The organism is Pseudomonas sp. 21 (assembly GCF_000955805.1).
In the GTDB taxonomy this organism is placed as follows: domain Bacteria; phylum Pseudomonadota; class Gammaproteobacteria; order Pseudomonadales; family Pseudomonadaceae; genus Pseudomonas.
Genome location: NZ_JYOA01000001.1, coordinates 972,001 through 993,263, shown reverse-complemented (window position 1 = coordinate 993,263; position 21,263 = coordinate 972,001). Strand labels below are relative to the sequence as shown.

The 21,263-nt window shown below is 66.4% G+C and carries 20 protein-coding genes and 1 rRNA gene; 12 read left to right on the top strand and 9 right to left on the bottom strand.

The window, feature by feature from the left end; all coding sequences use genetic code 11:
- Nucleotides 1–79 precede the first annotated feature (79 nt).
- Nucleotides 80–195, top strand: a 5S ribosomal RNA gene (rrf, locus tag UB43_RS04415).
- Between the two features lie 215 nt (nt 196–410).
- Here rrf and UB43_RS04410 read toward each other — a convergent pair.
- From UB43_RS04410 to UB43_RS04385, 6 genes are all read right to left on the bottom strand, one after another.
- Complete coding sequence (locus UB43_RS04410; protein WP_045208789.1) at nt 411–869, bottom strand: GNAT family N-acetyltransferase; 459 nt, start codon at nt 867–869, stop codon at nt 411–413.
- 119 nt (nt 870–988) lie between these two features.
- Nucleotides 989–2,206, bottom strand: a complete 1,218-nt coding sequence (gene fabB / locus UB43_RS04405; RefSeq protein ID WP_045208787.1) for a beta-ketoacyl-ACP synthase I — start codon at nt 2,204–2,206, stop codon at nt 989–991.
- 10 nt (nt 2,207–2,216) lie between these two features.
- Nucleotides 2,217–2,732, bottom strand: a complete 516-nt coding sequence (fabA, locus tag UB43_RS04400; RefSeq protein WP_017517389.1) for a 3-hydroxyacyl-[acyl-carrier-protein] dehydratase FabA — start codon at nt 2,730–2,732, stop codon at nt 2,217–2,219.
- A gap of 231 nt (nt 2,733–2,963) precedes the next feature.
- Entirely contained in the window at nt 2,964–4,880 is a 1,917-nt protein-coding gene (locus UB43_RS04395) for an ATP-binding protein (protein WP_045208784.1), read from the bottom strand.
- Complete coding sequence (locus UB43_RS04390; protein ID WP_045208781.1) at nt 4,877–5,797, bottom strand: ABC transporter substrate-binding protein; 921 nt, start codon at nt 5,795–5,797, stop codon at nt 4,877–4,879. Before UB43_RS04390 ends, UB43_RS04395 begins: the two co-directional genes overlap by 4 nt.
- 1 nt (nt 5,798) lies before the next feature.
- Entirely contained in the window at nt 5,799–7,907 is a 2,109-nt protein-coding gene (locus tag UB43_RS04385; RefSeq protein ID WP_045208779.1) for a TonB-dependent siderophore receptor, read from the bottom strand.
- A 182-nt stretch (nt 7,908–8,089) separates the two neighbouring features.
- Between UB43_RS04385 and UB43_RS04380 the strand changes: the two genes are divergently transcribed.
- The 11 genes from UB43_RS04380 to UB43_RS04330 all read left to right on the top strand — a co-directional run bounded on the left by UB43_RS04380 (nt 8,090) and on the right by UB43_RS04330 (nt 18,108).
- The gene (locus UB43_RS04380; RefSeq protein WP_045208776.1) at nt 8,090–9,112 is read left to right on the top strand and encodes an NAD(P)H-dependent glycerol-3-phosphate dehydrogenase; all 1,023 of its coding nucleotides are present in this window, start codon (nt 8,090–8,092) and stop codon (nt 9,110–9,112) included.
- 12 nt (nt 9,113–9,124) lie between these two features.
- Entirely contained in the window at nt 9,125–9,466 is a 342-nt protein-coding gene (locus tag UB43_RS04375) for a DUF4389 domain-containing protein (protein WP_045208774.1), read from the top strand.
- The gene (gene sixA, locus UB43_RS04370; RefSeq protein WP_045208772.1) at nt 9,463–9,927 is read left to right on the top strand and encodes a phosphohistidine phosphatase SixA; all 465 of its coding nucleotides are present in this window, start codon (nt 9,463–9,465) and stop codon (nt 9,925–9,927) included. Before UB43_RS04375 ends, sixA begins: the two co-directional genes overlap by 4 nt.
- A gap of 259 nt (nt 9,928–10,186) precedes the next feature.
- On the top strand, nt 10,187–11,854 hold the full coding sequence (locus UB43_RS04365; RefSeq protein ID WP_045208770.1) for an AMP-binding protein: 1,668 nt from the start codon (nt 10,187–10,189) through the stop codon (nt 11,852–11,854).
- A 16-nt stretch (nt 11,855–11,870) separates the two neighbouring features.
- Nucleotides 11,871–12,296 (top strand): hotdog fold thioesterase, encoded by a 426-nt coding sequence (locus UB43_RS04360; protein ID WP_045208768.1) that lies wholly within the window; start codon nt 11,871–11,873, stop codon nt 12,294–12,296.
- Nucleotides 12,297–12,617: 321 nt separating this feature from the next.
- Nucleotides 12,618–13,421, top strand: a complete 804-nt coding sequence (locus UB43_RS04355; protein ID WP_045208766.1) for an AraC family transcriptional regulator — start codon at nt 12,618–12,620, stop codon at nt 13,419–13,421.
- Nucleotides 13,422–13,465: 44 nt separating this feature from the next.
- Nucleotides 13,466–14,113 carry a LysE family translocator gene (locus tag UB43_RS04350; RefSeq protein WP_045208763.1) on the top strand — a complete coding sequence of 216 codons (648 nt, stop codon included), beginning with the start codon at nt 13,466–13,468 and terminating at the stop codon, nt 14,111–14,113.
- A 238-nt stretch (nt 14,114–14,351) separates the two neighbouring features.
- Complete coding sequence (locus UB43_RS04345; protein ID WP_045208760.1) at nt 14,352–15,152, top strand: alpha/beta fold hydrolase; 801 nt, start codon at nt 14,352–14,354, stop codon at nt 15,150–15,152.
- 9 nt (nt 15,153–15,161) lie between these two features.
- The gene (locus tag UB43_RS04340) at nt 15,162–16,022 is read left to right on the top strand and encodes an alpha/beta fold hydrolase (protein ID WP_045208758.1); all 861 of its coding nucleotides are present in this window, start codon (nt 15,162–15,164) and stop codon (nt 16,020–16,022) included.
- A gap of 83 nt (nt 16,023–16,105) precedes the next feature.
- Complete coding sequence (locus tag UB43_RS04335) at nt 16,106–16,990, top strand: DUF4892 domain-containing protein (protein WP_256204882.1); 885 nt, start codon at nt 16,106–16,108, stop codon at nt 16,988–16,990.
- A 62-nt stretch (nt 16,991–17,052) separates the two neighbouring features.
- Nucleotides 17,053–18,108 carry an AI-2E family transporter gene (locus UB43_RS04330; protein WP_045208755.1) on the top strand — a complete coding sequence of 352 codons (1,056 nt, stop codon included), beginning with the start codon at nt 17,053–17,055 and terminating at the stop codon, nt 18,106–18,108.
- Between the two features lie 191 nt (nt 18,109–18,299).
- Here UB43_RS04330 and UB43_RS04325 read toward each other — a convergent pair whose 3' ends face one another.
- The 3 genes from UB43_RS04325 to xopAW form a co-directional block, all read right to left on the bottom strand.
- A complete protein-coding gene (locus tag UB43_RS04325) occupies nt 18,300–19,577 on the bottom strand; it encodes an MFS transporter (protein WP_045208752.1) in 1,278 nt (425 codons plus the stop codon).
- A 43-nt stretch (nt 19,578–19,620) separates the two neighbouring features.
- Complete coding sequence (locus UB43_RS04320) at nt 19,621–20,268, bottom strand: FadR/GntR family transcriptional regulator (protein ID WP_045208749.1); 648 nt, start codon at nt 20,266–20,268, stop codon at nt 19,621–19,623.
- Between the two features lie 128 nt (nt 20,269–20,396).
- The gene (xopAW, locus tag UB43_RS04315; protein ID WP_045208747.1) at nt 20,397–21,182 is read right to left on the bottom strand and encodes a XopAW family type III secretion system calcium-binding effector; all 786 of its coding nucleotides are present in this window, start codon (nt 21,180–21,182) and stop codon (nt 20,397–20,399) included.
- Nucleotides 21,183–21,263 lie beyond the last annotated feature (81 nt).

The following is a 21,263-nucleotide window of genomic DNA, read 5'->3' as shown; positions in this document are numbered from 1 at the left end:
TCGCTGGCCGGGGGTTTTGCTTATTAGTGTAAGCAACCCGAATTCGGATGAGCGCCAAGGCGAACATCCAACCGAATTGCTTGACGACCATAGAGCATTGGAACCACCTGATCCCATCCCGAACTCAGTAGTGAAACGATGCATCGCCGATGGTAGTGTGGAGTTTCTCCATGTGAGAGTAGGTCATCGTCAAGCTTCTAATTCCAAAGCCCCTGATCAGCGAAAGCTGGTCGGGGGTTTTGTTTTTTGGAGAAGGAAAAATGCTAGCTGTGCCATTGGATGCTTCTGCGTGGCGCGCCGCCCTCTCCCTAACCCTCTCCCTGAAGGGAGAGGGGAACGATTGGCACGCTGAACAGTTCTGGCGTTAGTCGGTTGGGCGTGAGTGATTCGGTTCGCGAGCAAGCTCGCTCCTACAGAGGGGCGAGCGGCTTGGTCATGATGATGGTGCGCTCTTCTCCGTGGAGCTGTTCGCGCAGTACGCGATAGCCCAGGCGAGCGTAGAAGCTTTCAGCGGTGAGGGAGGAGGGGATCAGCAGAGCCTCTATACCGCGCTCCAGGGCGGCTTTCTCGATTCGGCTCATCAGGGCCTGGCCGATGCCCTTGCGCTGCTGCTGAGGGGCAATGAAGAGGCTGCGCGCGGCATTGCCATCCAGGGCGCCTGTGCCGACGATCTCGTCGTTCAGTAACGCGACGAAGACCAGGCGTTCTTTCAGCAAACCGATCACCCGCTCAGGGGTGAAATTAGCCATAACCGACTCGATGATGTTTGCCGGATAGTCCTGGCTGTTGCTCTCCCGGACGGCCGCTACGATCACTTGGCTGATGGCCTTGGCGTCGTTTCCACAGGCCTGTCTGATCATCAGTTCCATCTGCACGCTCCCATTAATCAAGCCTGCCCATCCTGACGGGATCGGCAGCGAGAGGGTAGAGCGAAATCGCAGACAACAAAAAAGGCGCCTTGGGGCGCCTTTTTCGTTTGGATCACCGATCAGCCGTTGTGGCGTTTCAGGACCAGGGTGGCGTTGGTGCCGCCGAAGCCGAAGCTGTTGCTCATGACGGTGTCGATCTTCGCGTTTTCGCGGGTCTCGCGCAGGATCGGCAGGTCGGCAACTTCCGGGTCCAGCTCGTCGATGTTGGCGGAGCCGGCGATGAAGTTGCCTTCCATCATCAGAAGGCAGTAGATAGCCTCGTGCACGCCGGCAGCGCCCAGGGAGTGGCCGGACAGGCTCTTGGTGGAGCTGATGGCCGGGGCCTTGTCGCCGAACACTGCACGTACGCCACGGATTTCAGCGACGTCGCCGACCGGGGTGGAGGTGCCGTGGGTGTTCAGGTAGTCGATCGGGGTGTCGACGGTCGACAGGGCCTGCTGCATGCAGCGGATGGCGCCTTCGCCGCTCGGGGCGACCATGTCGTAGCCATCGGACGTTGCACCGTAGCCGACGATCTCGGCATAGATCTTGGCGCCACGCTTGAGGGCGTGTTCCAGCTCTTCGACCACGACCATGCCGCCGCCGCCGGCGATGACGAAGCCGTCACGCTTGGCGTCATAGGCGCGGGAAGCTTTTTCCGGGGTGTCGTTGTACTGGGTGGAGAGGGCGCCCATGGCGTCGAACAGGCAGCTCTGGCTCCAGTGTTCTTCCTCGCCGCCGCCAGCGAAGACGACGTCTTGCTTGCCCAGCTGGATCTGTTCCATGGCCTGGCCGATGCAATGCGCGCTGGTGGCGCAGGCCGAGGAGATGGAGTAGTTCACGCCCTTGATCTGGAAGGGAGTGGCCAGGCACGCGGATACGGTGCTGCCCATGGTGCGGGTCACGCGGTATGGGCCGATGCGCTTGACGCCCTTCTCGCGCAGGGTGTCGATGGCTTCCATCTGGTTCAGGGTGGAGGCACCGCCGGAGCCGGCGATCAGGCCGGTGCGCGGGTTGGAGATCTGCTCGGGGGTGAGGCCGGAGTCCTTGATCGCCTGTTCCATTGCCAGGTAGGCATAAGCGGCGGCGTCACCCATGAAGCGGAAGACCTTGCGGTCGATCAGCTCTTCCAGGTTCAGGTTGACCGAACCGGACACGTGGCTGCGCAGGCCCATCTCGGCGTAGCTGGGGTTGTGGCGGATGCCAGCACGGCCTGCGCGAAGGTTGGCGGAGACGGTGTCTTTGTCATTGCCCAGGCAGGAAACGATGCCCAGACCGGTGATCACGACGCGACGCATGCGGATACCCTTAGAAGCTGTCAGTGGAAGTGAACAGGCCGACGCGGAGGCCTTCGGCGCTGTAGATTTCGCGGCCATCGACGCTGACGGTGCCGTCGGCGATGGCCAGGATCAGCGAACGATTGATCGTACGCTTGATGTGAATGTTGTAGGTGACTTTCTTGGCGGTCGGCAGGACCTGGCCGAAGAACTTCACTTCGCCCGAACCCAGGGCGCGGCCGCGGCCGGGGTTGCCCTGCCAGCCGAGGTGGAAGCCTACCAGCTGCCACATGGCATCGAGGCCCAGGCAGCCCGGCATGACCGGGTCGCCTTCGAAGTGGCAGGCGAAGAACCACAGGTCCGGGTTGATATCCAGCTCGGCGACCAGTTCGCCCTTGCCGTACTTGCCGCCGACATCACTGATGTGGGTGATGCGGTCGATCATCAGCATGTTCGGGGCGGGCAGTTGCGCATTACCCGGGCCGAAGAGCTCGCCGCGGCTGCAGCGCAGCAGGTCTTCTCGGGTGAAGGCGTTTTGTTTGGTCATGCGAGCTCCTCAAAAATCCTGGATAGCAGGCGTTGTTTGGCTTGTGCCTGCGGTGCCGCGTACCGTCGTTCTTGTCACGGTGTCATGCGGCAGCCTAGTCATAGACTATTGCCTTTAAGTGAAAGTCACAGCAATCGGCGAACGCTTGTTCACTTTTCGCCGACGCCAGGTTTCCCTGTCGGGACGCAGGCCCCGGGCCGGTCCGCAGTTTGCGGGTAAGCGCTCCATCGATCAACGACCTGGAGCAACCCAGCGCTGCAGAATCCGCTGCAGCTCCGCGCGTTTGAACGGCTTGGCGAGGTAGTCGTTCATTCCTGCTTCAAGGCAGGCCTCGCGGTCGCCCTGCAGTGCGTTGGCGGTCAGGGCGATGATCGGTACCTGTTCGCCGCCCGGTTTCGCACGAATCTGCCGGGTGGCTTCGTAGCCGTTGAGCACCGGCAGGCGGCAATCCATCAGGATCGCCGCGAACTCGCCGCGCTCCGAGGTGCGCACTGCCTGGGCGCCGTCACCCACCAGCGTGACGCGATAACCCAGGCTGCGCAACATAGCTTCTATGACCGTTTGATTCACCGGGTTGTCCTCCACCAGCAGTACGGACTGACCAGTGGCAAGCGCGTCGCCGCCGTTGGTCCCGTCGTCTGCGGCACTCTGACGCTCCCGGAAGGGCAGGGGTATCTCCAGGGTGAAGGTCGAACCGCAGCCTTCCTCGCTGACCGCGCCCAGGGTGCCGCCCATCCGTTCAGCCAGGGTGCGCGCGATGGACAGCCCCAGCCCGGTGCCGCCGTAGCGCCGCGAGGTAGAGGAGTCGGCCTGCTGGAAGGCCTCGAACATGTGTTCCAGGCGCTCGCGGGAGATACCGATGCCGCTGTCCTGTACCGAGCAGCTGAGCCACAGCACCTCTGCATCCAGTGCCTGCCAGGTGGCTTCCAGGCGCACGCCGCCTTCTTCGGTGAACTTCAGGGCATTGCCCAGCAGGTTGACGAGGATCTGCCGGATGCGCGTCGGGTCGCCCTGCACCTCGAGATTGTCGAGGCCGTCCTGCACATTCATTTCCAGTGCCAGGCCGCGCTGCTGGGCGCTGTGCTGGAAGACCTGGATGGAGCTCTGGATCAGCTCCAGCAGGTTGAACGGGATGCGCTCCAGTTCCAGCGCGCCGCGCTCGACGCGGGAGAAGTCGAGGATGTCGTTGATCACCTTGAGCAGGTGTTCGGTGGATTCGGTGGCCAGCGCGCTGTATTCGGCCTGCTCCTGGTTCAGTTCGGTGGTTTCCAGCAGCTGCAGCATGCCCAGCACGCCGTTCATCGGAGTGCGCAGCTCGTGGCTCATCATCGCCAGGAAGTCGGACTTGGCGCGGTTGGCCTCTTCGGCTTCCTCCCGCGCTGCCACCAGCTGGGCGATGCTGCGTTCCTGCTCCAGGCTGGCCTGCTGCAGGCCGCGGGCGAGGTTGTTGATGTGGCGGGCGAGGTCGCCGACTTCGCCGTCATCCGGCACTGGCAGGGTGGTGTGGTAGTCGCCGGTCTGGATCGCCTGCACGGCACGGCCCATGGTGCGGATCGGCGCGGCCAGGCGGCGGGCGAGGCGGCGGGCCAGCAGGTAGGTGAGGATCAGGGCGAACAGCGCGAGCAGGCTGGCCTTGAGGAGGATCTCCTGCTGCCGTTCGCTGAACGCATCACTGGCCATCCCGACTACCACGCGGCCGAGGTAATCGCCGCTGGGCGGTGCAGCCGTCGGCAGCATGTCGTTGGAGCTGGCCAGGTCGCTGCCATTCAAGGCGATGTTCTCGCGCTGGATCGAGGCGTGGAAGATTTCCACCTTGCTGGTCGCCTGCGCGGGATCGGCGGCGTGCTCGACATAGACGAGGATGTTGTCGCCGCGATCGCGCACTTCGATGAAGCGCACGTGGGCGGTGCTCAAGGTCGCCCGCAGCAGGCTCTGCAGCACCGGCAGGTTGCCGGAGATCACCCCGTATTCCGCTGCCGGGGCGAGCTGGTTGGCGATCAGCTGGCCGGTGTGGTTGGACTCCTGGCGCAGGTCCTGCAGGCGCGAATACGTGAAGTAGCCGGTCAGCAGCACGGTGAGCAGCAGCGCCGGGCCGAGACTGATGGCCAGCATGCGCGTCTGGATGTTCCAGCTCTTGCGGGAACTCATGGTTTTTCTCCTTCGGCCAGGCGCTGCGCGAGTTCTGCGTCGCCTTGCAGGTCGATGCCGAGCGAGCGCGCCACCTGGCGGTTGCTCTGCACCTTGAAGCGTTCGGGGTAGAGGCCACGGGGCCATTGCTCCGCTGGCTCGTCGAGCAGCTTGTCGAGGGTCTCCAGCCAGTCGCTCTGGTCGCTGTAAGTGCTGGCCAGGCTGCCGGCCTTGACGAAGGCGGCGGTGGGGCCGATCAGCGCCCGGTTCTGCGCGTAGGCGCTGAGGAGGATGCCCTTGATGGTCTGCGCGTTATAAAGCTGTTTGTCGTCCAGCCCGAGCAGCAGGTCACTGCGACCGAGCAGTTCTCGCAGCGGGCGGCTGTCTTCGGCGCGGGTCTGCAGCTCGCTGACCAGTTCGACGCCGAGCTGTTTGGCGCCGTGCTGAAGCTCTTCCAGGAGGAACTCGCTGCTGGGGCCGACCAGTACGCCGATGCGTTGCGGGCGCGGGCTGAGTTGCAGGGCCAGTTGCAGCTGGCGGGTCGGTGGTGGGTCGCTCCACAGCAGGCTGAGGTGCGACGGTTCGCGTTCGCCCAGCACCTGCCGGGCCTCGACGCGACTGACCAGCAGGGTCAGTGCCGGCGGTGCGTCCTGGCTGGCCAGGCGCCAGTTCAGCGCGCCGCTGCCGAGCAGCAGCAGGCGGGTTTCGCCATCAAGCTCGGCAGCGGGCGAGAGGTTATCCGGGGTTTCCAGACGCACCTGGTCATGTGGGCGGCGATGCGCCAAGGCCTCGGCGAAATCTTGCAGTGCTGGGCTCTGTTCGGTGCTGACCAGCAGGATGTCGCGGGCCTGGGCCGGCAGCGCGAACAGGCAGGCCAGCCAGAGGAGCAGGGCGGTGAGGAGGGTTCCGGGGCTCGTCCTTGAGCGGCGGGCAGGCATGCTAGAACTCCACCTCGGCGCTGAAGTAGAGCAGGTGGCGGCTGTCGTAGCGGTTTTCCGGCCAGGTCAGCGGCTCGTCGTCCAGCCGCTGCTGCAGAACGCCGGCCAGTTCCAGCGCAGCGCGACCGAGGGGAATGCGCTTGGCCACGCGCAGGTCGACGCGTTCGAAGCGGTGTTCGTTCAGCGCATCGTCGCCATAGTAGAAGACCGAGCTTGACCAGCCGCGTCCCCAGTCACGCATCCAGCCGGCCGAGCCGCTGTTGCGCGCGGTAAGGCGTTGGTCGTAGCGGCTGCTGGCGTCGTAGTCGACATAGGCGTAGGTCAGGCGCACGCGGTCCTGCCGCGTCAGGCGCCAGTCGAGCTGGGACTCGGCGCCGCTGAAGCGGATCTCGTTGTCGTTGGTCGGTTCGAAGTCGGAGACCTTCAAGGGATCGCTGATCAGCCCGTGGATTTCGTCGTAGTAGGCTTTGATGTCGACAGCGAGCCCGAGTTCGTCGAACTGGCCGTTGTAGCCGATTTCCCGCGAGCGCATGCGCTCCTGGTCGAGGTCACCGGGGCCGTGGGCGCGGGCAAAGTAGTAGGCGGTGGACTGACCGTAGACCGGCGCCGAGAGATTGCGCACCCGGTAGCTCCAGTTCACGTCGTTTTCGTACATGTCTGGCGAGCGTACCGCCTCGGAGTACACCGCGCGCAGGCTGTGGCGCGGGGTGATCAGGTAGTTGAGGGCGATGCGCGGGCTGACCGAGCTGCCGGCGAGCTGGTCGTCCTCCACCATCGCGCCGCCCTGCAGCAGCCAGTGCGGCGTCAGGTGCCACTCCAGTTGGCCGAACAGGCGCCAGATGTCGTTGTTCACCGTGCCGTCGAAGTAGGTTTCCGAGGTGGCCTGGTCGTGGCGGTAGCTCATGCCGCTGACCAGGCGTACGCCGTCGGTGAGACTCAAGGTGTCCTGGACTTCGAGGTCGTAGCGGGTTTCGCGGATGTTCTGGTTCACCTGCCCGCAGACGGGCAGGTAGGCGCCGGCCGCCAATTGCTGGACCACCTGCCTTGCCAGCGCCTGCTCCTGCGCAGTGCCACGGGGAATGCGCGGCAGCGTGTCGGCGAAGCTCTGCACGTACTTCGGGTCCAGATCCCAAAGCTGCGCGAGCTGCGGGCTGAAAGCGATCTGCGCCTCGCACGCGCCGAAGTCCTGCAGGCGCTCCCAGTGTTCGGCATAGCCCTGCACATAGAGGCTGTGCTCCGGGTTGATGTCGAAGGTCCAGCGCATGGAGCCGGCGTAGTCGCGGGCGGTCAGGTCGGAGTTGTCGTCGCCGGCGGCGATGTTGCCGAAGATCGGCTCGTAGTCGTAAGGGCGCTGGTTGCTGCCTTCCTTCGCCGCGAGCTGCCAGTCCAGGCTGTTGCGCAGGTCGAGATTGTGGCTGGCGACCAGGTTGAAGCGGCTCAGGCGGCGGCCGTCGCGGTAGGCACGGTCGAACTGGTCGTGGTCGAAGCCGTCGTCTTCCTGGCCGGAGAGTGACAGCCGGTAGTCGCCGGAGCGGTCATGGATGCCCTGGCTGGCGTACCAGTCGCGCACGCCGTTCTGCCCGGCGGTGTACTTCAGCCGCGTGCCCTGGCTGTCGGCGGGGTGGCGGGTGAGGATGTTGATCACGCCCATCAGCGCGTTGGCGCCGTAGCTGACGGCGTTGGGGCCGCGGAAGACCTCGATGCGATCGATGTCCTCGATGGCCACCGGGATGTCGCTCCAGTCCACCGTGGCCAGGCCCGGGCGGTACACCGAGCGGCCGTCCACCAGCACCTGCAGGCGTCGCGCCTCGGTAACGTTGGTGCCGTGGTAGTTCACCGTCGCCTGGTTGCCCGACAGGTAGCCGACCATCATGCCCGGCACCAGGCGCATCAGTTCGGGAATGTCGCGGGCACCGGAGGCCTTGATCAGGTCGCGATCGAGCACCGTCATGCTGCCGGGGACTTCGGCGGCGGACTGTTTCAATCGCGTCGCGGTCAGAACTTGCGGAACGTCGAGGCTGTCCACGAACAGATCGCCGGCGACGGCCTCGCCAGCCAGCAGCGCGGCAAGCAGGGAGAGCGGCAGGGGAGCGCGGACGGGACGATACACGGAACGGCCTTGTTCTCGGTTCTTATGGGGGCGGTCAATGTCTACGGCTAGACATTCTCCACAGGACGGATGTTAAACGAGGCAGCGCTGATTGCCAGTCCCGCGATCCGGACTGGCCGGTCGCCGATGCGGCCTTATAATGCCCCAATCGCCGCCCTTAAGCGGTCACCAATGGAACAGACATGACACAGCAGCAACCGATCGCCGTCCTCGGTGGTGGCAGTTTCGGCACCGCCTTCGCCAACCTGCTGGCAGAAAACGGACAGCGCGTTCGCCAGTGGATGCGCGACGAGGAACAGGCCGAGGCGATCCGCACCCGCCGCGAGAACCCCAACTACCTCAAGGGCGTGCGCATCCATGACGGCGTGGAGCCGACCACGGACCTCGCAGCGACCCTGGCCGAGTGCGCGATGATCTTCGTCGCGGTGCCTTCCAGCGCCCTGCGCAAGGTGCTCGACGGCCGCAGCGAAGAGTTGGCGGGCAAGATGCTGGTCAGCCTGACCAAGGGCATCGAGGCGCAGAGCTTCAAGCTGATGAGCCAGGTACTCGAAGAGATCGCGCCGAAATCGCGCATCGCGGTGATCTCCGGCCCGAACCTGGCGCGCGAGATTGCCGAGCACGAGCTGACCGCCACCGTGGTCGCCAGCGAGGACGAAGACCTCTGCGCCCAGGTGCAGCAGGCCCTGCACGGCCGCACCTTCCGCGTCTACGCCAGTGGCGACCGCTTCGGCGTCGAGCTGGGCGGCGCGCTGAAGAACGTCTACGCCATTATTGCCGGCATGGCTGCCGCGCTGGGCATGGGCGAGAATACCAAGGGCATGCTGATCACCCGCGCCCTCGCGGAGATGACCCGCTTCGCGGTCCAGCTCGGCGCCAACCCCATGACCTTCCTCGGCCTGGCCGGCGTGGGCGATTTGATCGTCACCTGTTCGTCACCCAAGAGCCGCAACTATCAGGTGGGCTTCGCCCTGGGCGAGGGCCTTACCCTGGAAGACGCCGTGGCGCGCATGGGCGAGACCGCCGAGGGCGTGAATACCCTCAAGGTGCTCAAGGCCAAGGCCGACGAACTGCAGGTCTACATGCCGCTGGTGGCCGGCCTCAACGCCATCCTGTTCGGCGGCCGCACCCTGGAGCAGGTCATCGGGGCGCTGATGAGCGGCGAGCCCAAGACCGACGTCGACTTCATTCCCACCACCGGTTTCTGAGGAGGTTTCGCCATGTCCGCTGAACGTCTAGAGAAGGAGTCCCTGGTCCTGCGCGTCGTCTGGATGCTGGTCTTCGCGCTGGTCTGGTTCGTCGCCGAGATGATCCTCGGCGCCGTGGTGATCATCCAGCTGATCTACCGCATCATCTACGGCGCGCCCAGCGGCAGCCTGATGGGCTTTGGCGACAGCCTGAGCCAGTACTTCGCGCAGATCGGCCGCTTCGGCACCTTCCAGACCGAAGAGAAGCCCTGGCCGTTCGCCGACTGGCCGACCGCCCATGCCCCGGGAGGCGAGGCCCCGCACGACGTGCCGCCAGCGCCGCACCCGGTGCGTGACGAGGAGCCGAAGCTTTGAAGCTCTGGCTGCTGCGCCATGGCGAGGCCGAGCCCCAGGCCCGCCGTGATGCCGAACGCCGGCTGACGGCACACGGCGTCAAGGAAGTGCTGAAAAGCGCCGCCCAGCTCGCCGGCCAGCCGCTGGATGGCATCCTCGCCAGCCCGTACGTGCGTGCCCAGGAGACTGCAGAACTGGTCCGCGAGGCGCTGGGGTTCGAGGGTTCGGTCGGCACCGCGCCCTGGCTGACGCCGGACGACGATCCGAAGGACGTGCTGCGCTTCCTCGACGGTCGCAACGAGCAGAACCTGCTGCTGGTCACCCACCAGCCGCTGGTGGGCGCGCTGGCCGGCCTGCTGGTGCATGGCAGCCGCAGCGACGCCGTGCCCTTCAGCACTGCCACCTTGGCGGAACTGGAAGGCGAGGTGCCGGTGGCGGGGCTGATGGAACTGGTGTCGCTGCACCATCCGCGGCACTCCTGAGCCGGAGGAGTCCCCGCGAAAAGGCCCCGAAAGGGGCCTTTTTCCGTTCCAGCGCCGGCAAATCGTGCCCGGATGTTTCCACGCAGGGCCCGTCGCAGAGCGTTCCGAGCCCATCCTTCGGCTAAATCCTACAAAAGTTCACACGACCAGCCTTGTCTGCCGCTGCGCTGCATGGAATATTCAACCAAGCAAGTGCTTGGTTGATCCATCGCTATATCCCTGAGCTACACCTCTGACAAAAAAAACAAAGGAGGGGCACGTGGTTAAAGCAGTCCGATTACCACTCGACCTGTTCTATCAGCGCGAGAAGAGCCACCCGAACAAGCGCTACCTGGTGCAGCCGCTGACCGGCGGCGAAGTGCAGACCCTGACCTGGGGCGAAGTGGGCGAGCAGGCCCGCCGTGCTGCTGCCTGGCTGCGCAGCCTGGACCTCCCCGAAGGCAGTCGGGTGGCGATCATTTCGAAGAACTGTGCGCACTGGATAGTCGCCGACATCGCCATCTGGATGGCCGGCCACGTCTCGGTGCCGCTGTATCCCAACCTCACCGCCGACTCCGTGCGCCAGGTGATGATCCACTCCGAAGCGCGGGTGGCCTTCATCGGCAAGCTGGACGACTGGCCGGCGATGGAGAGCGGCATTCCCGAGGGTGTGCCCACGGTGGCTTTGCCGCTACATCCGGAAGGGCGATTCGACCAGCAGTGGAGCGACCTGCAGCAGCAGGCGCCGATCAGCGACGATCCGCGCCCGGACGCCGCGACCCTGGCGACCCTGATCTACACCTCCGGCACCACCGGTACGCCCAAGGGTGTGATGCACACCTTCGGCAACTTCGCCTTCGCCGCCAGCCATGCCATCGACCTGTTCGGCGTCGGCGAGGAAGACCGCCTGCTGTCGTACCTGCCGCTGTGCCACGTGGCCGAGCGCATGTTCGTGCAGATGGCGTCGATTTACGCCGGGCAGACGATCTTCTTCGCCGAGAGCCTGGACACCTTCGTTGCCGACATGCGCCGGGCGCGGCCCACGGTGTTCTTCGGCGTGCCGCGCATCTGGACCAAGTTCCAGATGGGCGTCTACGCGCAGATGCCGGCGAAAAAGCTCGACCGCCTGCTGCGCCTGCCCATCGTCGGCCGCCTGGTTGGTCGCAAGGTACTCGCCGGCCTCGGCCTGGATGCCGTGCGCTACGCCCTGTGCGGCGCCGCGCCGGTGCCCGAGGCGCTGCTGAACTGGTACCAGCGCCTGGGCCTGAACGTGCTCGAGGTCTACGGCATGACCGAGAACTGCGGCTACTCCCACGTCTGCCGACCGGGCGAGCAGAAGACCGGCTGGATCGGCCGCAACAGTCCCGGCGTGGAAGTGCGCATCAGCGACGAGGGCGAGGTGCAGGTACGCAGCGGCGCAACCATGGTCGGCTACTTCAAGGACCCGGAGCGCACTGCCGAAACCATCACCGAGGACGGCTTCCTGCGCACCGGCGACAAGGGCGAGCAGGACGCCGAGGGCCACCTGCGCCTGACCGGGCGGATCAAGGAAATCTTCAAGACCGCCAAGGGCAAATATGTGGCCCCGGCGCCTATCGAGAACCGCCTCGCCGTGCATTCGCGGATCGAGCAGATCTGCGTGGTCGGCGACGGCCTGATCGCTCCGCTGGGCCTTTGCGTGCTCTCCGAAGTCGGCCGCCAGGAAGCCGCCAACGGCTCGCGCATCGAGCTCGAACAGAGCCTGCAGGCGCTGCTGACGGAGGTGAACGAGGCGCTGGACAAGCACGAACGCCTGGCCGGGCTGGTGCTGGTCAAGGACGTCTGGACCGTGGACAACGGCTTCCTCACGCCGACCCTGAAGATCAAGCGCAACGTGGTGGAAGGCACCTACGGTCAGCGCTTCAATGAATGGGCGGAGCGCCGCGAGGCGGTGCAATGGCATGAATGACGACAAGGACTCCCGAATGACCTGGCGCACTACGCCCGACCTGGAAAAGCTCAACGCGAACCTGAAGAACACCATCGGTGAAGTGCTCGACATCCGCTTCGAGGCGTTCGACGACGACTCGCTGACCGCCAGCATGGTGGTGGATTCGCGTACCCACCAGCCCTACGGCCTGCTGCACGGCGGCGCCTCGGTGGTGCTGGCGGAGACCGTTGGTTCCACCGCCAGCTACCTGTGCCTGGATACGTCCAGGTACTACTGCGTCGGCCTGGAAGTGAACGCCAACCACCTGCGCGGCCTGCGCAGCGGGCGGGTGACGGCAGTGGCGAAGGCGGTGCACATCGGCCGCTCGACCCATGTCTGGGAAATCCGCCTGCACGGGGATGATGGCAAGCCGAGCTGCATCTCGCGGCTGACCATGGCGGTGGTGCCGCTCGAGCGCTGAGGAGGCCGGGGATATACCGGTGGTATGGGGCGTGCTAGGACTTGGCGCGGGGCTCGGCCGATCGCGGACGGAGTCCGCTCCTACGCTCTCTGGCAGTCTGCGCCGATGCAGGGTTTGGTGTAGGAGCGGACTTTGTCCGCGATGTCTTTGCCCAACGCCTTGGCGCGATGCAAACGCCCCAATTGGGCGTAGGAGCGAGCTTGCTCGCGAACCCGCCGAGAGCCGTGGCATCAGGTGGTTCGCGAGCAAGCTCGCTCCTACAGAAAAGCGGTTCGCAATTTTGTCCAAGACCTGCTGTTCCCGCGCCGGTAAAGTAGGCCCATGGAACGCATCGAACACCACAGCAGCGGCCTGCCCGGCGTCCGTTTCATCGACGCCGAGTACCGCCGTTTCGCCTTTCCGCGGCATTTTCACCTCGACTACCACGTCGGGTTGATGCTCGACGGTCGCCAGCGCTACACCCATCGCGGTGAGCGCTCGCTGGCCGGGAATGGCGACATCCTGCTGATGAGTCCCGAGAGTATCCATGACGGCTCCAGCGACGGTGAGGACGGCTATCGCATCCGCGTGCTGTCCATCGACCCTGACTGGCTGGACGACGCCTGCCGCGCCTTCAGCGATGGCCGCCAGGGCGCACCGCGGCTGACCGCCGCGCAACTGCGCGACCCGCGCCTGCAGGCTGAGCTGCAACAAGCCCATGCCCTGCTGCTGGGCGGGGAGCGGCTGGCACAGGAAGGCCAGCTGTGGCAGGCGCTGGCCGCGTTGCTGGAGCGTGCCTCCAGCCTGCGCATCCGCGAGCCGGGGCAGGGCTTCGACGCGCCGACCTGGGCGCGTATCCGTGAATGGCTGGAATCGCGCCTGGAAACCCCACCGACCCTGGAGGAGATCGCCGAATTCTGCGACCTCAGCCCCTGGCAGGTACTGCGCCGTTTCAACCATCAGTGCGGGTTGCCGCCGCACCAGTGGCTCACCCAGCTGCGGCTGGAGCGCGCGCTGCCACGGGTGATCAAGGGCCAGCCGCTGTCGGAAATTGCCCTGAGCCTGGGCTTCTACGACCAGGCTCACTTCAGCCGTCTGTTCCGCCGGACCTACGGACTACCGCCCGCGCGACTACGCCAGCGCTGATCCACCCACCGATCCCGTTTCCTTTCCCACTGGAGAATCCCGCCATGCAGGAGGTTCACGTCTTGCTCATGCTCACCGCCGTGTTCGCCGTCGCCCTGGTCAGCCCCGGCCCGGACGTCGCGTTGGTGGTGCGCACCTCGCTGCACCAGGGGCGCCGCGCCGGCGTGCTCAGCGCCCTGGGGCTGGCCTGCGGCATCCTGGTCCACGGCACGCTGGTGCTGACCGGCGTGTCGCTGCTGCTCAGCCGCTCGCCGCTGCTGTTCAGTGCGTTGCAGCTGGTGGGCGCGGTCTACCTCGGCTGGCTGGGCATCGGTGCACTGCGCGCCCTGCGCAAGCCGGGCGGAGCAGGGCGGATCGACGGCGAGCTGGCTGAATCCAGGCTCGGCCCCTGGTTGCGCGGATTGGCGACCAACCTGTTCAACCCCAAGGCGCTGGTGTTTTTCCTCGCCCTGCTGACCAGCCTGATTCCGGCCGACATGTCAGCGCCAGGCAAGGTGTCGGTGGCGGTGATGCTGTTCGGCACCGGCTTCCTCTGGTTCAGCCTGCTCAGCGTGATGCTGACCCGACCGGTCTGGCAGAAGCGCCTGCTGCGGGCAGTGCCGGTCATCGATGGCGCCTGCGGGCTGGTGTTCCTGCTGGTGGCGGGCGGCATCCTGTTCAGCGTGGTGAACCACGCGACGCATTGGGTTTGAGGTGCGCTGGCGGATAACTTGTTCCAAGTTATGCGCCCTACGGCGGAGTTCATGCAGGGCGGACAACCGTTCGCGGTTATCCGCCGATGTCGCGCCGCAAGAAGGGTGAAGCAGGGCAAATCCGCCGGAGCGCCATGGAGTTTGGCCGTAGTGCCGTCATTCGCGGGAGCGCGGGTCATTGCCGCGCCCCCGGTGCTGTCGGAAAATTCAGGCTGTCATTCCCCTGAGTTCACCCAGCATGTCGCAAGCGGTCTTCTTCGCCCACGCCAACGGTTTCCCCTCGGGTACCTACGGCAAGTTGTTCGATGCCCTGGAGCCGGATTACCGGGTCCATCGGCTGGACATGCACGGCCATGACCCACGCTTCCCGGTGAACGCCAACTGGGAAAACCTGGTGGAGGAACTGCTGCATCACCTCGAGGCGCTGGACGAGCCCGTGTGGGGCGTCGGCCATTCCCTCGGCGGCGTGCTGCATTACCACGCGGCGCTGCGCAAGCCCGAGCTGTACCGCGGTGTGGTGATGCTCGATTCGCCCTTGCTGACCTTGGCCGATCAACTGGTGATCCGTGTCGCCAAGCGCTTCGGCTTCATCGACCGGCTGACGCCCGCCGGCCGGACCCTCGGCCGGCGCGAGGACTTCGACGATTTTGCCGAGGCGCTGGAATACTTCGCCGGCAAGCCGCTGTTCAAGCGCTTCGACCGCGACTGCCTGGAAGCCTACGTACGCCACGGGCTGGCGCCAGCCGCCGCACGCGGCTTGCGGCTGAAGTTCGACCCGGCCACGGAAATCTCCATCTACCGCAATGTGCCGCACACCAGTCCCGGCCGCGCGAAGCAACTCGCGGTGCCGCTGACCATGGTGCGCGGCCGCCACAGTCGGGTGGTGCTGCCGCACCACGCCCGTATGATCGGTCGCATCCCCATGGGGGAAAGCCTGTCATTGCCGGGCGGGCACATGTTCCCGCTGGAGCGCCCGCAGGACACCGCCGCGCTGCTCAAGACCGTCTTTGCCCGCTGGCAACAGCGCGCCACTGCCTAAGGAATCGCCATGACCGCCAAAGTCCAGGAAATCCGCCTGAACCTGCCGCACATCGAACTGGCCGCCCACCTCTTCGGCCCGGAAGACGGTCGCCCGGTGATCGCCCTGCATGGCTGGCTGGACAACGCCATGAGCTTTGCCCGCCTGGCGCCGAAGCTCGAAGGCGTGCGCATCCTCGCCCTGGACTTCGCCGGCCATGGCCATTCCGGCCACCGCGCGCCGGGGGCCAGCTACCTGCTGTGGGATTACGCGCTGGATGTGCTGATGGTCGCCGACCAGATGGGTTGGGAACGCTTCACGCTGCTGGGCCACTCCATGGGCGCGATCGTTTCGGTGCTGCTGGCCGGCGCGATGCCCGAGCGCGTCGAGCGCCTGGCGCTGATCGATGGTCTCGTGCCCTACACCGGGGAGCCGGAAACGTCGCCGCAGAAGCTCGGCGAAGCCCTGCGTGCGCAACTGGCGCTGCCGAACAAGCGCAAGCCGGTCTACGAAGCCATCGACCGCGCGGTGGAAGCCCGCATGAAGGGGGTGGGTGCAGTGAGCCGCGAGGCGGCCGAGCTGCTGGCTTCCCGTGGTCTGGTGCCGGTGCCCGGTGGCTACACCTGGCGCACCGATGCGCGCCTGACCCTGCCGTCGCCGCTGCGCCTGACCCGCGCCCATGCGCGACAATTCGTCCAGTCCGTGCAGTGCCCGACCAGCCTGGTGCTGGCGCAGCAAGGCCTGATGCTGGTCGAGCCGGCCACCCGCGAACTGCTGAAAGACCGGCCTTTCGAGGTCCACGAGCTGCCTGGCCAGCACCATCTGCACCTGGACGACGAGGCGGGTGCCGAAGCCGTTGCGGCGCTCTTCCGACCCTTCCTGCAGGCCTGAGGGAAACACCCGGTAGCGCCCCGCGGCTTGACTAAAGCGGGGCTGGCCGCGACGCTGCACGGATCGCTTCAGGGAGATAGTGCATGCTCGACATCCAGACCACCGCGCGCCAGGACGGTAGAACCCCATCGACGGACGCGCAGAAGGCCCGGATTTCACGGCTCCTTCATTCCCTGATTTTCACCGGCCTGCTCGGCGCCAGTGCCAGCGCCATCGCCGCCGACCTGCCCGACAGCCACGACCTGGAGATCCTCCCGCGCTTCCCGCGTTCGGAGATCGTCGACTTCAACCAGGCCGCCAGCCAGGAGCGTATCTACCCGCAAGGCTCGATCAGCCGCATCAGCGGACGCCTGCGCATGGAAGGGGAGGTGCGCGCCATTGGCGATCTGACCGCCGTGACCTACCGCCTGCCCGACGAGGATTCCAGCCAGAGTGCCTTCGCCGCCGCGCGCAAGGACCTGCTCAAGGCCGACGCCACGCCGCTGTTCTGGTGCGAGAGCCGTGACTGCGGCTCCAGCAACCTGCTGGCCAACTCGGTGTTCGGCAATTCCAAGCTGTTCGGCCCGGATGACCAGCAGGCCTACCTGCTGGTGCGCCTCGCCGCGCCCCACGAGAACAGCCTGCTGGCGGTCTACACCATCACCCGTGGCAACCGCCGCGCCTATCTGCACGCCGAACAGCTGGACAGCACCGCCCTGGGCGAACTGCTGCCGAGCCCGGCGACCCTGATGCGCCTGCTCAAGGCCAACGGCGAGCTGACCCTCAGCCACGTGCCGCAGGAACCGGGCGGTGCCTGGCTCGACCTGTTGGTGCGCACCTTGCGCCTGGACACCGGCGTACGCGTCGAACTGGCCGGCCAGCACGCTGGCGACTGGCGCGCCGCACTCACGGCACAAGGCGTGCGCGACGCGCGCCTGGAACAGGGCAAGGATGATGGCGACGGATTGCATCTGACCTGGCTGCGCTGATTCCCCTACGCTGAAGGCTGAAACGCCCTACACTGGGGCTTTCGAGCCAATCGGGGTTTCCAATGTTCGACAACGATCGCCTGTTGCTGCGCCTGCTGTTGCTCGGCCTGCTGGGCGCGAGTATCTGGGTGCTGCTGCCATTCTGGTCGGCGCTGGTGTGGGCCGCCGTGCTGGCTTTCGCCAGCTGGCCGCTGATGCGTTTGCTGACCCAGTTGCTGAGAGGTCGAGAGGCCGCGGCAGCCGGCCTGCTCACCCTCTGCTGGATCGTGCTGGTGGCGTTGCCGCTGGTGTGGCTGGGCTTCGGCCTGGTGGATCGGGTGCGCGAGGGCGTCGAGTTGGTGAAGAACCTGCAGGTCTCCGGATTGCCGCCGCCGCCGGAATGGATGGCACGGGTGCCGCTGGTCGGCGACCGCCTGATCGGCTGGTGGTACCAGGCCGACCAGCAGGGCGTGGCGATGTTCTCCGCGCTCAAACCGTACATGGGGGAGGTGGGCAACTGGGCCCTGGCGCGCAGCGCCAAGCTGGGTGCGGGCATCTTCGAGCTGGTGCTCAGCCTGGTGCTGATCTTCTTCTTCTACCGCGACGGACTGCGCCTGCAAGCCTTCGCCCACGGGATGCTGGAGCGCCTGATCGGCGACACTGCGCAGCAGTACATGGACATTATCGCCGGCACCGTGCAGCGGGTGGTCAACGGGGTGATCGGCACTGCTGCCGCACAAGCGGTGCTGGCCACCATCGGCTTCCTCATCGCCGGTGTGCCGGGCCCGCTGGTGCTGGGCCTGCTGACCTTCGTCTGCAGCCTGTTGATGGTGCCACCGCTGATCTGGGGGCCGGCGGTGATCTGGCTGTTCTACCAGGAGAGCTATGGGTACGCCGTGTTCATGGCGATCTGGGGCTTCTTCGTGATCAGCGGCGTGGACAACATCCTCAAGCCCTACCTGATCAGCCGCGGCGGCAACCTGCCGCTGGTGGTGGTGCTGCTGGGCGTGCTCGGCGGCCTGCTCAGCTTCGGCTTCATCGGCCTGTTCCTCGGGCCGGTGCTGCTGGCGGTGGTCTACAACCTGATCAGCGCCTGGGTCGATGGCTCGCACCGGCCACCGCCGCCGCCGGTGGTTTGAGGCATGCAGAAAGCGCCTACGGCCCTGTGGTGAGGGTGACCGCGCCACGTTAGCCGTCGCACATTGCAGGAGTGAGCTTGCTCGCGAACGGGTTGTCTGGCGGCTCAGGTGCTGGGCGGGTTCGCGAGCGAGCTCGCTCCTACCGGCAGGGCGCAATCCCGAACGGGTTATGCGCCCTGCGGCTCCAGGCGTCAGACGTGCTCGCTCTGCACATGCACCAGCTTGTCCCGCCCGGCGCCCAGGCCGAACACGATTCCCGCTACCGTCACTACCACGAAGATCACCCCGGTCGCCGCCCAGCCGCCGGTGACGTCGTGCACCACGCCGACCAGGAACGGCCCGCAGGCGGCCAGGGTGTAGCCCACGCCCTGGGCCATGCCGGAAAGGTTGGAGGCGACGTGGGAGTCCGGCGAGCGCAGCACGATCAGCGCCAGGGCGATGCTGAAGGTGCCGCCCTGGCCCAGGCCGAGCACCACCGCCCAGCCCCAGATGCCCGAGAGCGGGGCGAACAGCAGGCCGAGCAGGCCGGCCAGGGTCAGGCCCATGACGATCACCACGGCGAGGCGCTGGTCCTTGCCACGGGTCGCCAGCCAGGGCGCGGCCAGGGCGCTGAACAACTGCACCATCACCGAGCCGGAGAGCACCAGCCCGGCTTCCACGGCGCTCAGGCCGCGGTCGATGAGGATCGACGGCACCCAGCCGAAGACGATGTAGGCCAGCGACGATTGCAGGCCCATGTACAGCGTCACCTGCCAGGCCAGTGGGTCGCGCCACAGGCCCTTCACCTTGTACACCGCGCGATGGGCGTGGTGGTTCTGGCGGGTTTGCGGCAGCCAGATCGCCGCGGCGACCACGGCGGGGATCGCCCAGAACGCCAGGGCCAGTTGCCAGCTGTTGTCCATCAGCGTCGCCAGCGGCACGGTCGAGCCGGCGGCGGTGGCGGCGCCCAGGCACAGGGCCATGGTATAGACGCCGGTCATGGTCCCGGCGATGTGCGGGAAGTCGCGCTTGACGATGCCCGGCAGCAGCACGCCGATGATGCCGATGCTGGCGCCGGCCACCAGGCTGCCGAGGAACAGCCCGGCGACCGGGAACAGGCTGCGCAGGACAATGCCGCCGGCCAGGGTGAAGAGGATCAGCAGCACGGTGCGTTCGGCGCCCAGGCGCCGCGCGAGCATCGGTGCCAGCGGCGCGAACAGGCCCAGGCAGAGCACCGGCAGGGTGGTCAGCAGGCCGGCGGCGGCGGCGGAAAGGCCGGTGTCGTCACGCACCGTGTTGAGCAGCGGCGACAGGCTGGACAGCGCCGGGCGCAGGTTGATCGCCACCAGCACCAGGCCCAGCAGCAACAGCCATGTGCGTGGCGGACGCGGATCGGCTTGCGTGCCGTCGTCCTCGGCGTCGATCAGCAGCTCTTCGGGTGGGCAGGACACCTTGTGTTCGGCGTCTTTCGGGTCATTGGGCAAGGACATGGTGGGCATTCCAGGGCAGCAAGGCAGAAGAAAGCATTCAGAGTCAGATCAGCAGCGCGCGGTTCGCTTTTGCGGCGGCGTCGGCGTCGCCACGGGCGATGGCATCCACCAGTTCGCGGTGCAGTTCGAAGCCCGGTTGCGGCCGGGTCGGGTCGCCGATGGTGCGCTCCAGGCCGGCACGGATCACCTGGGAGAAGTAGCGGTACAGCTCGCTGAGCACCGGGTTGTGGGCACTGTCCACCACGCGCTGGTGAAAGGCCAGGTCGTGGGCGATGTACTCATCCAGCGCGCCACCGTGATGAACGGCGGAGAGCTCCAGCGCTTCACGCAGGGCCGCAAGGTCGGCTTCGGTGCGGCGCTCGGCGGCCAGCCGGCTGGCTTCCACTTCGATGACGCCGCGCGCTTCGAGGGCCTGTTCCACCGAGCTGCGGGCCAGTACCAGCATGGTGTCCAGCGGGTTGGCGCGGGCGCGCACGTAGGTGCCGTCGCCCTGGCGCACTTCCAGCACGCCGGAGAAGGTCAGCACGCGTACCGCTTCGCGCACGGTATTGCGGCTGATACCGAGGGACTCGGCCAGTTCCGGCTCCGGAGGCAGGCGCTGGCCCAGCGGCCAGGTGCCGTCGTTGATACGCAGGTGGATCTGCTCGAGGGCGATGTCCACCAGCGAGCGCTTCTGAATGGGGCTTGGCATTGAAACATCCAATCATCGGATGAATTTGAAGAGGCCAAGATTAGGACAGTTCCACGATGGCTGGCAATGCGGGAAGAAGAGGAGGCCGCCGGAGCGGGGGGCGCTCCGGCGGTGGGCATCGACGTGGATCAGGCGGCGATGTTCACCAGGCTGCCACTGGTGGCCTGGAGGGCGGTGACTTCGCTGCTCTGGTACTGCTTGAGCAGGTTGGCCACCAGCTTCTGGTAGGCGGCGCCGGTGTTGGCGCTGGTCGATGAGGTGCTGGAGGCCGTGGTCGTCGAGCTGTCCGACGAGCTGCCGGCGGAATCGTCGGACGAGCCGCTGGAGGCCGAAGCCGGCGGGGGCGGCGGCGGGCCGTCGGGGCGTTGGGCCTGCAGCGCGCTGGAAAGCTCGTCGCTGCTGATGGAACCGCTGCCGTCGGCGTCGAGCTGGCTGAACAGTTCGCTCAGGCGCTCGCTGTCGTCGTCGCTGCTGCTCAGGGCGGAGAGTTCGTCGCTGCTGATGCTGCCGTCACCGTCGCTGTCCAGGGCGCTGATCAGGTCTTCGGCGGAATCGCCCATGCCCATGCCGCCCATGTCGCCGGGTGGAGGGGGAGGAGGGGGCATGGCTGCTGCCAGTTCGTCCTGGGAGATGCCGCCGCTGGCATCGCTGTCCAGCTCGCTGAGCAGGGCGTCGATGTCGATGTCGCTGCTGTCCGAGTCGTCGCCGGACGACAGCGCGCTGGTCAGTTCGTCCTTGCTGATGCTGCCGTCGCCATCGCTGTCGATGGATTTGAACAGGTCTTCCTGGAATTTCGCCGCGCCCTGGGATGCGCCAGTGCTACCGCTCTGCGTGGCGGTGGTGCTGGCGGTCTGGGTCCGGGCGAGCGAGCTGGTGTAGTAGCTCGCATAGCTGCTGCTCACGCCGCTGATCATGGGAGAGTCTCCGTGGTTGCCAACGCGGAGGGTTCTCCGCTGATGACAGCCTCGGCCCCGCCTGTGTCGCGGGTTTGTGCG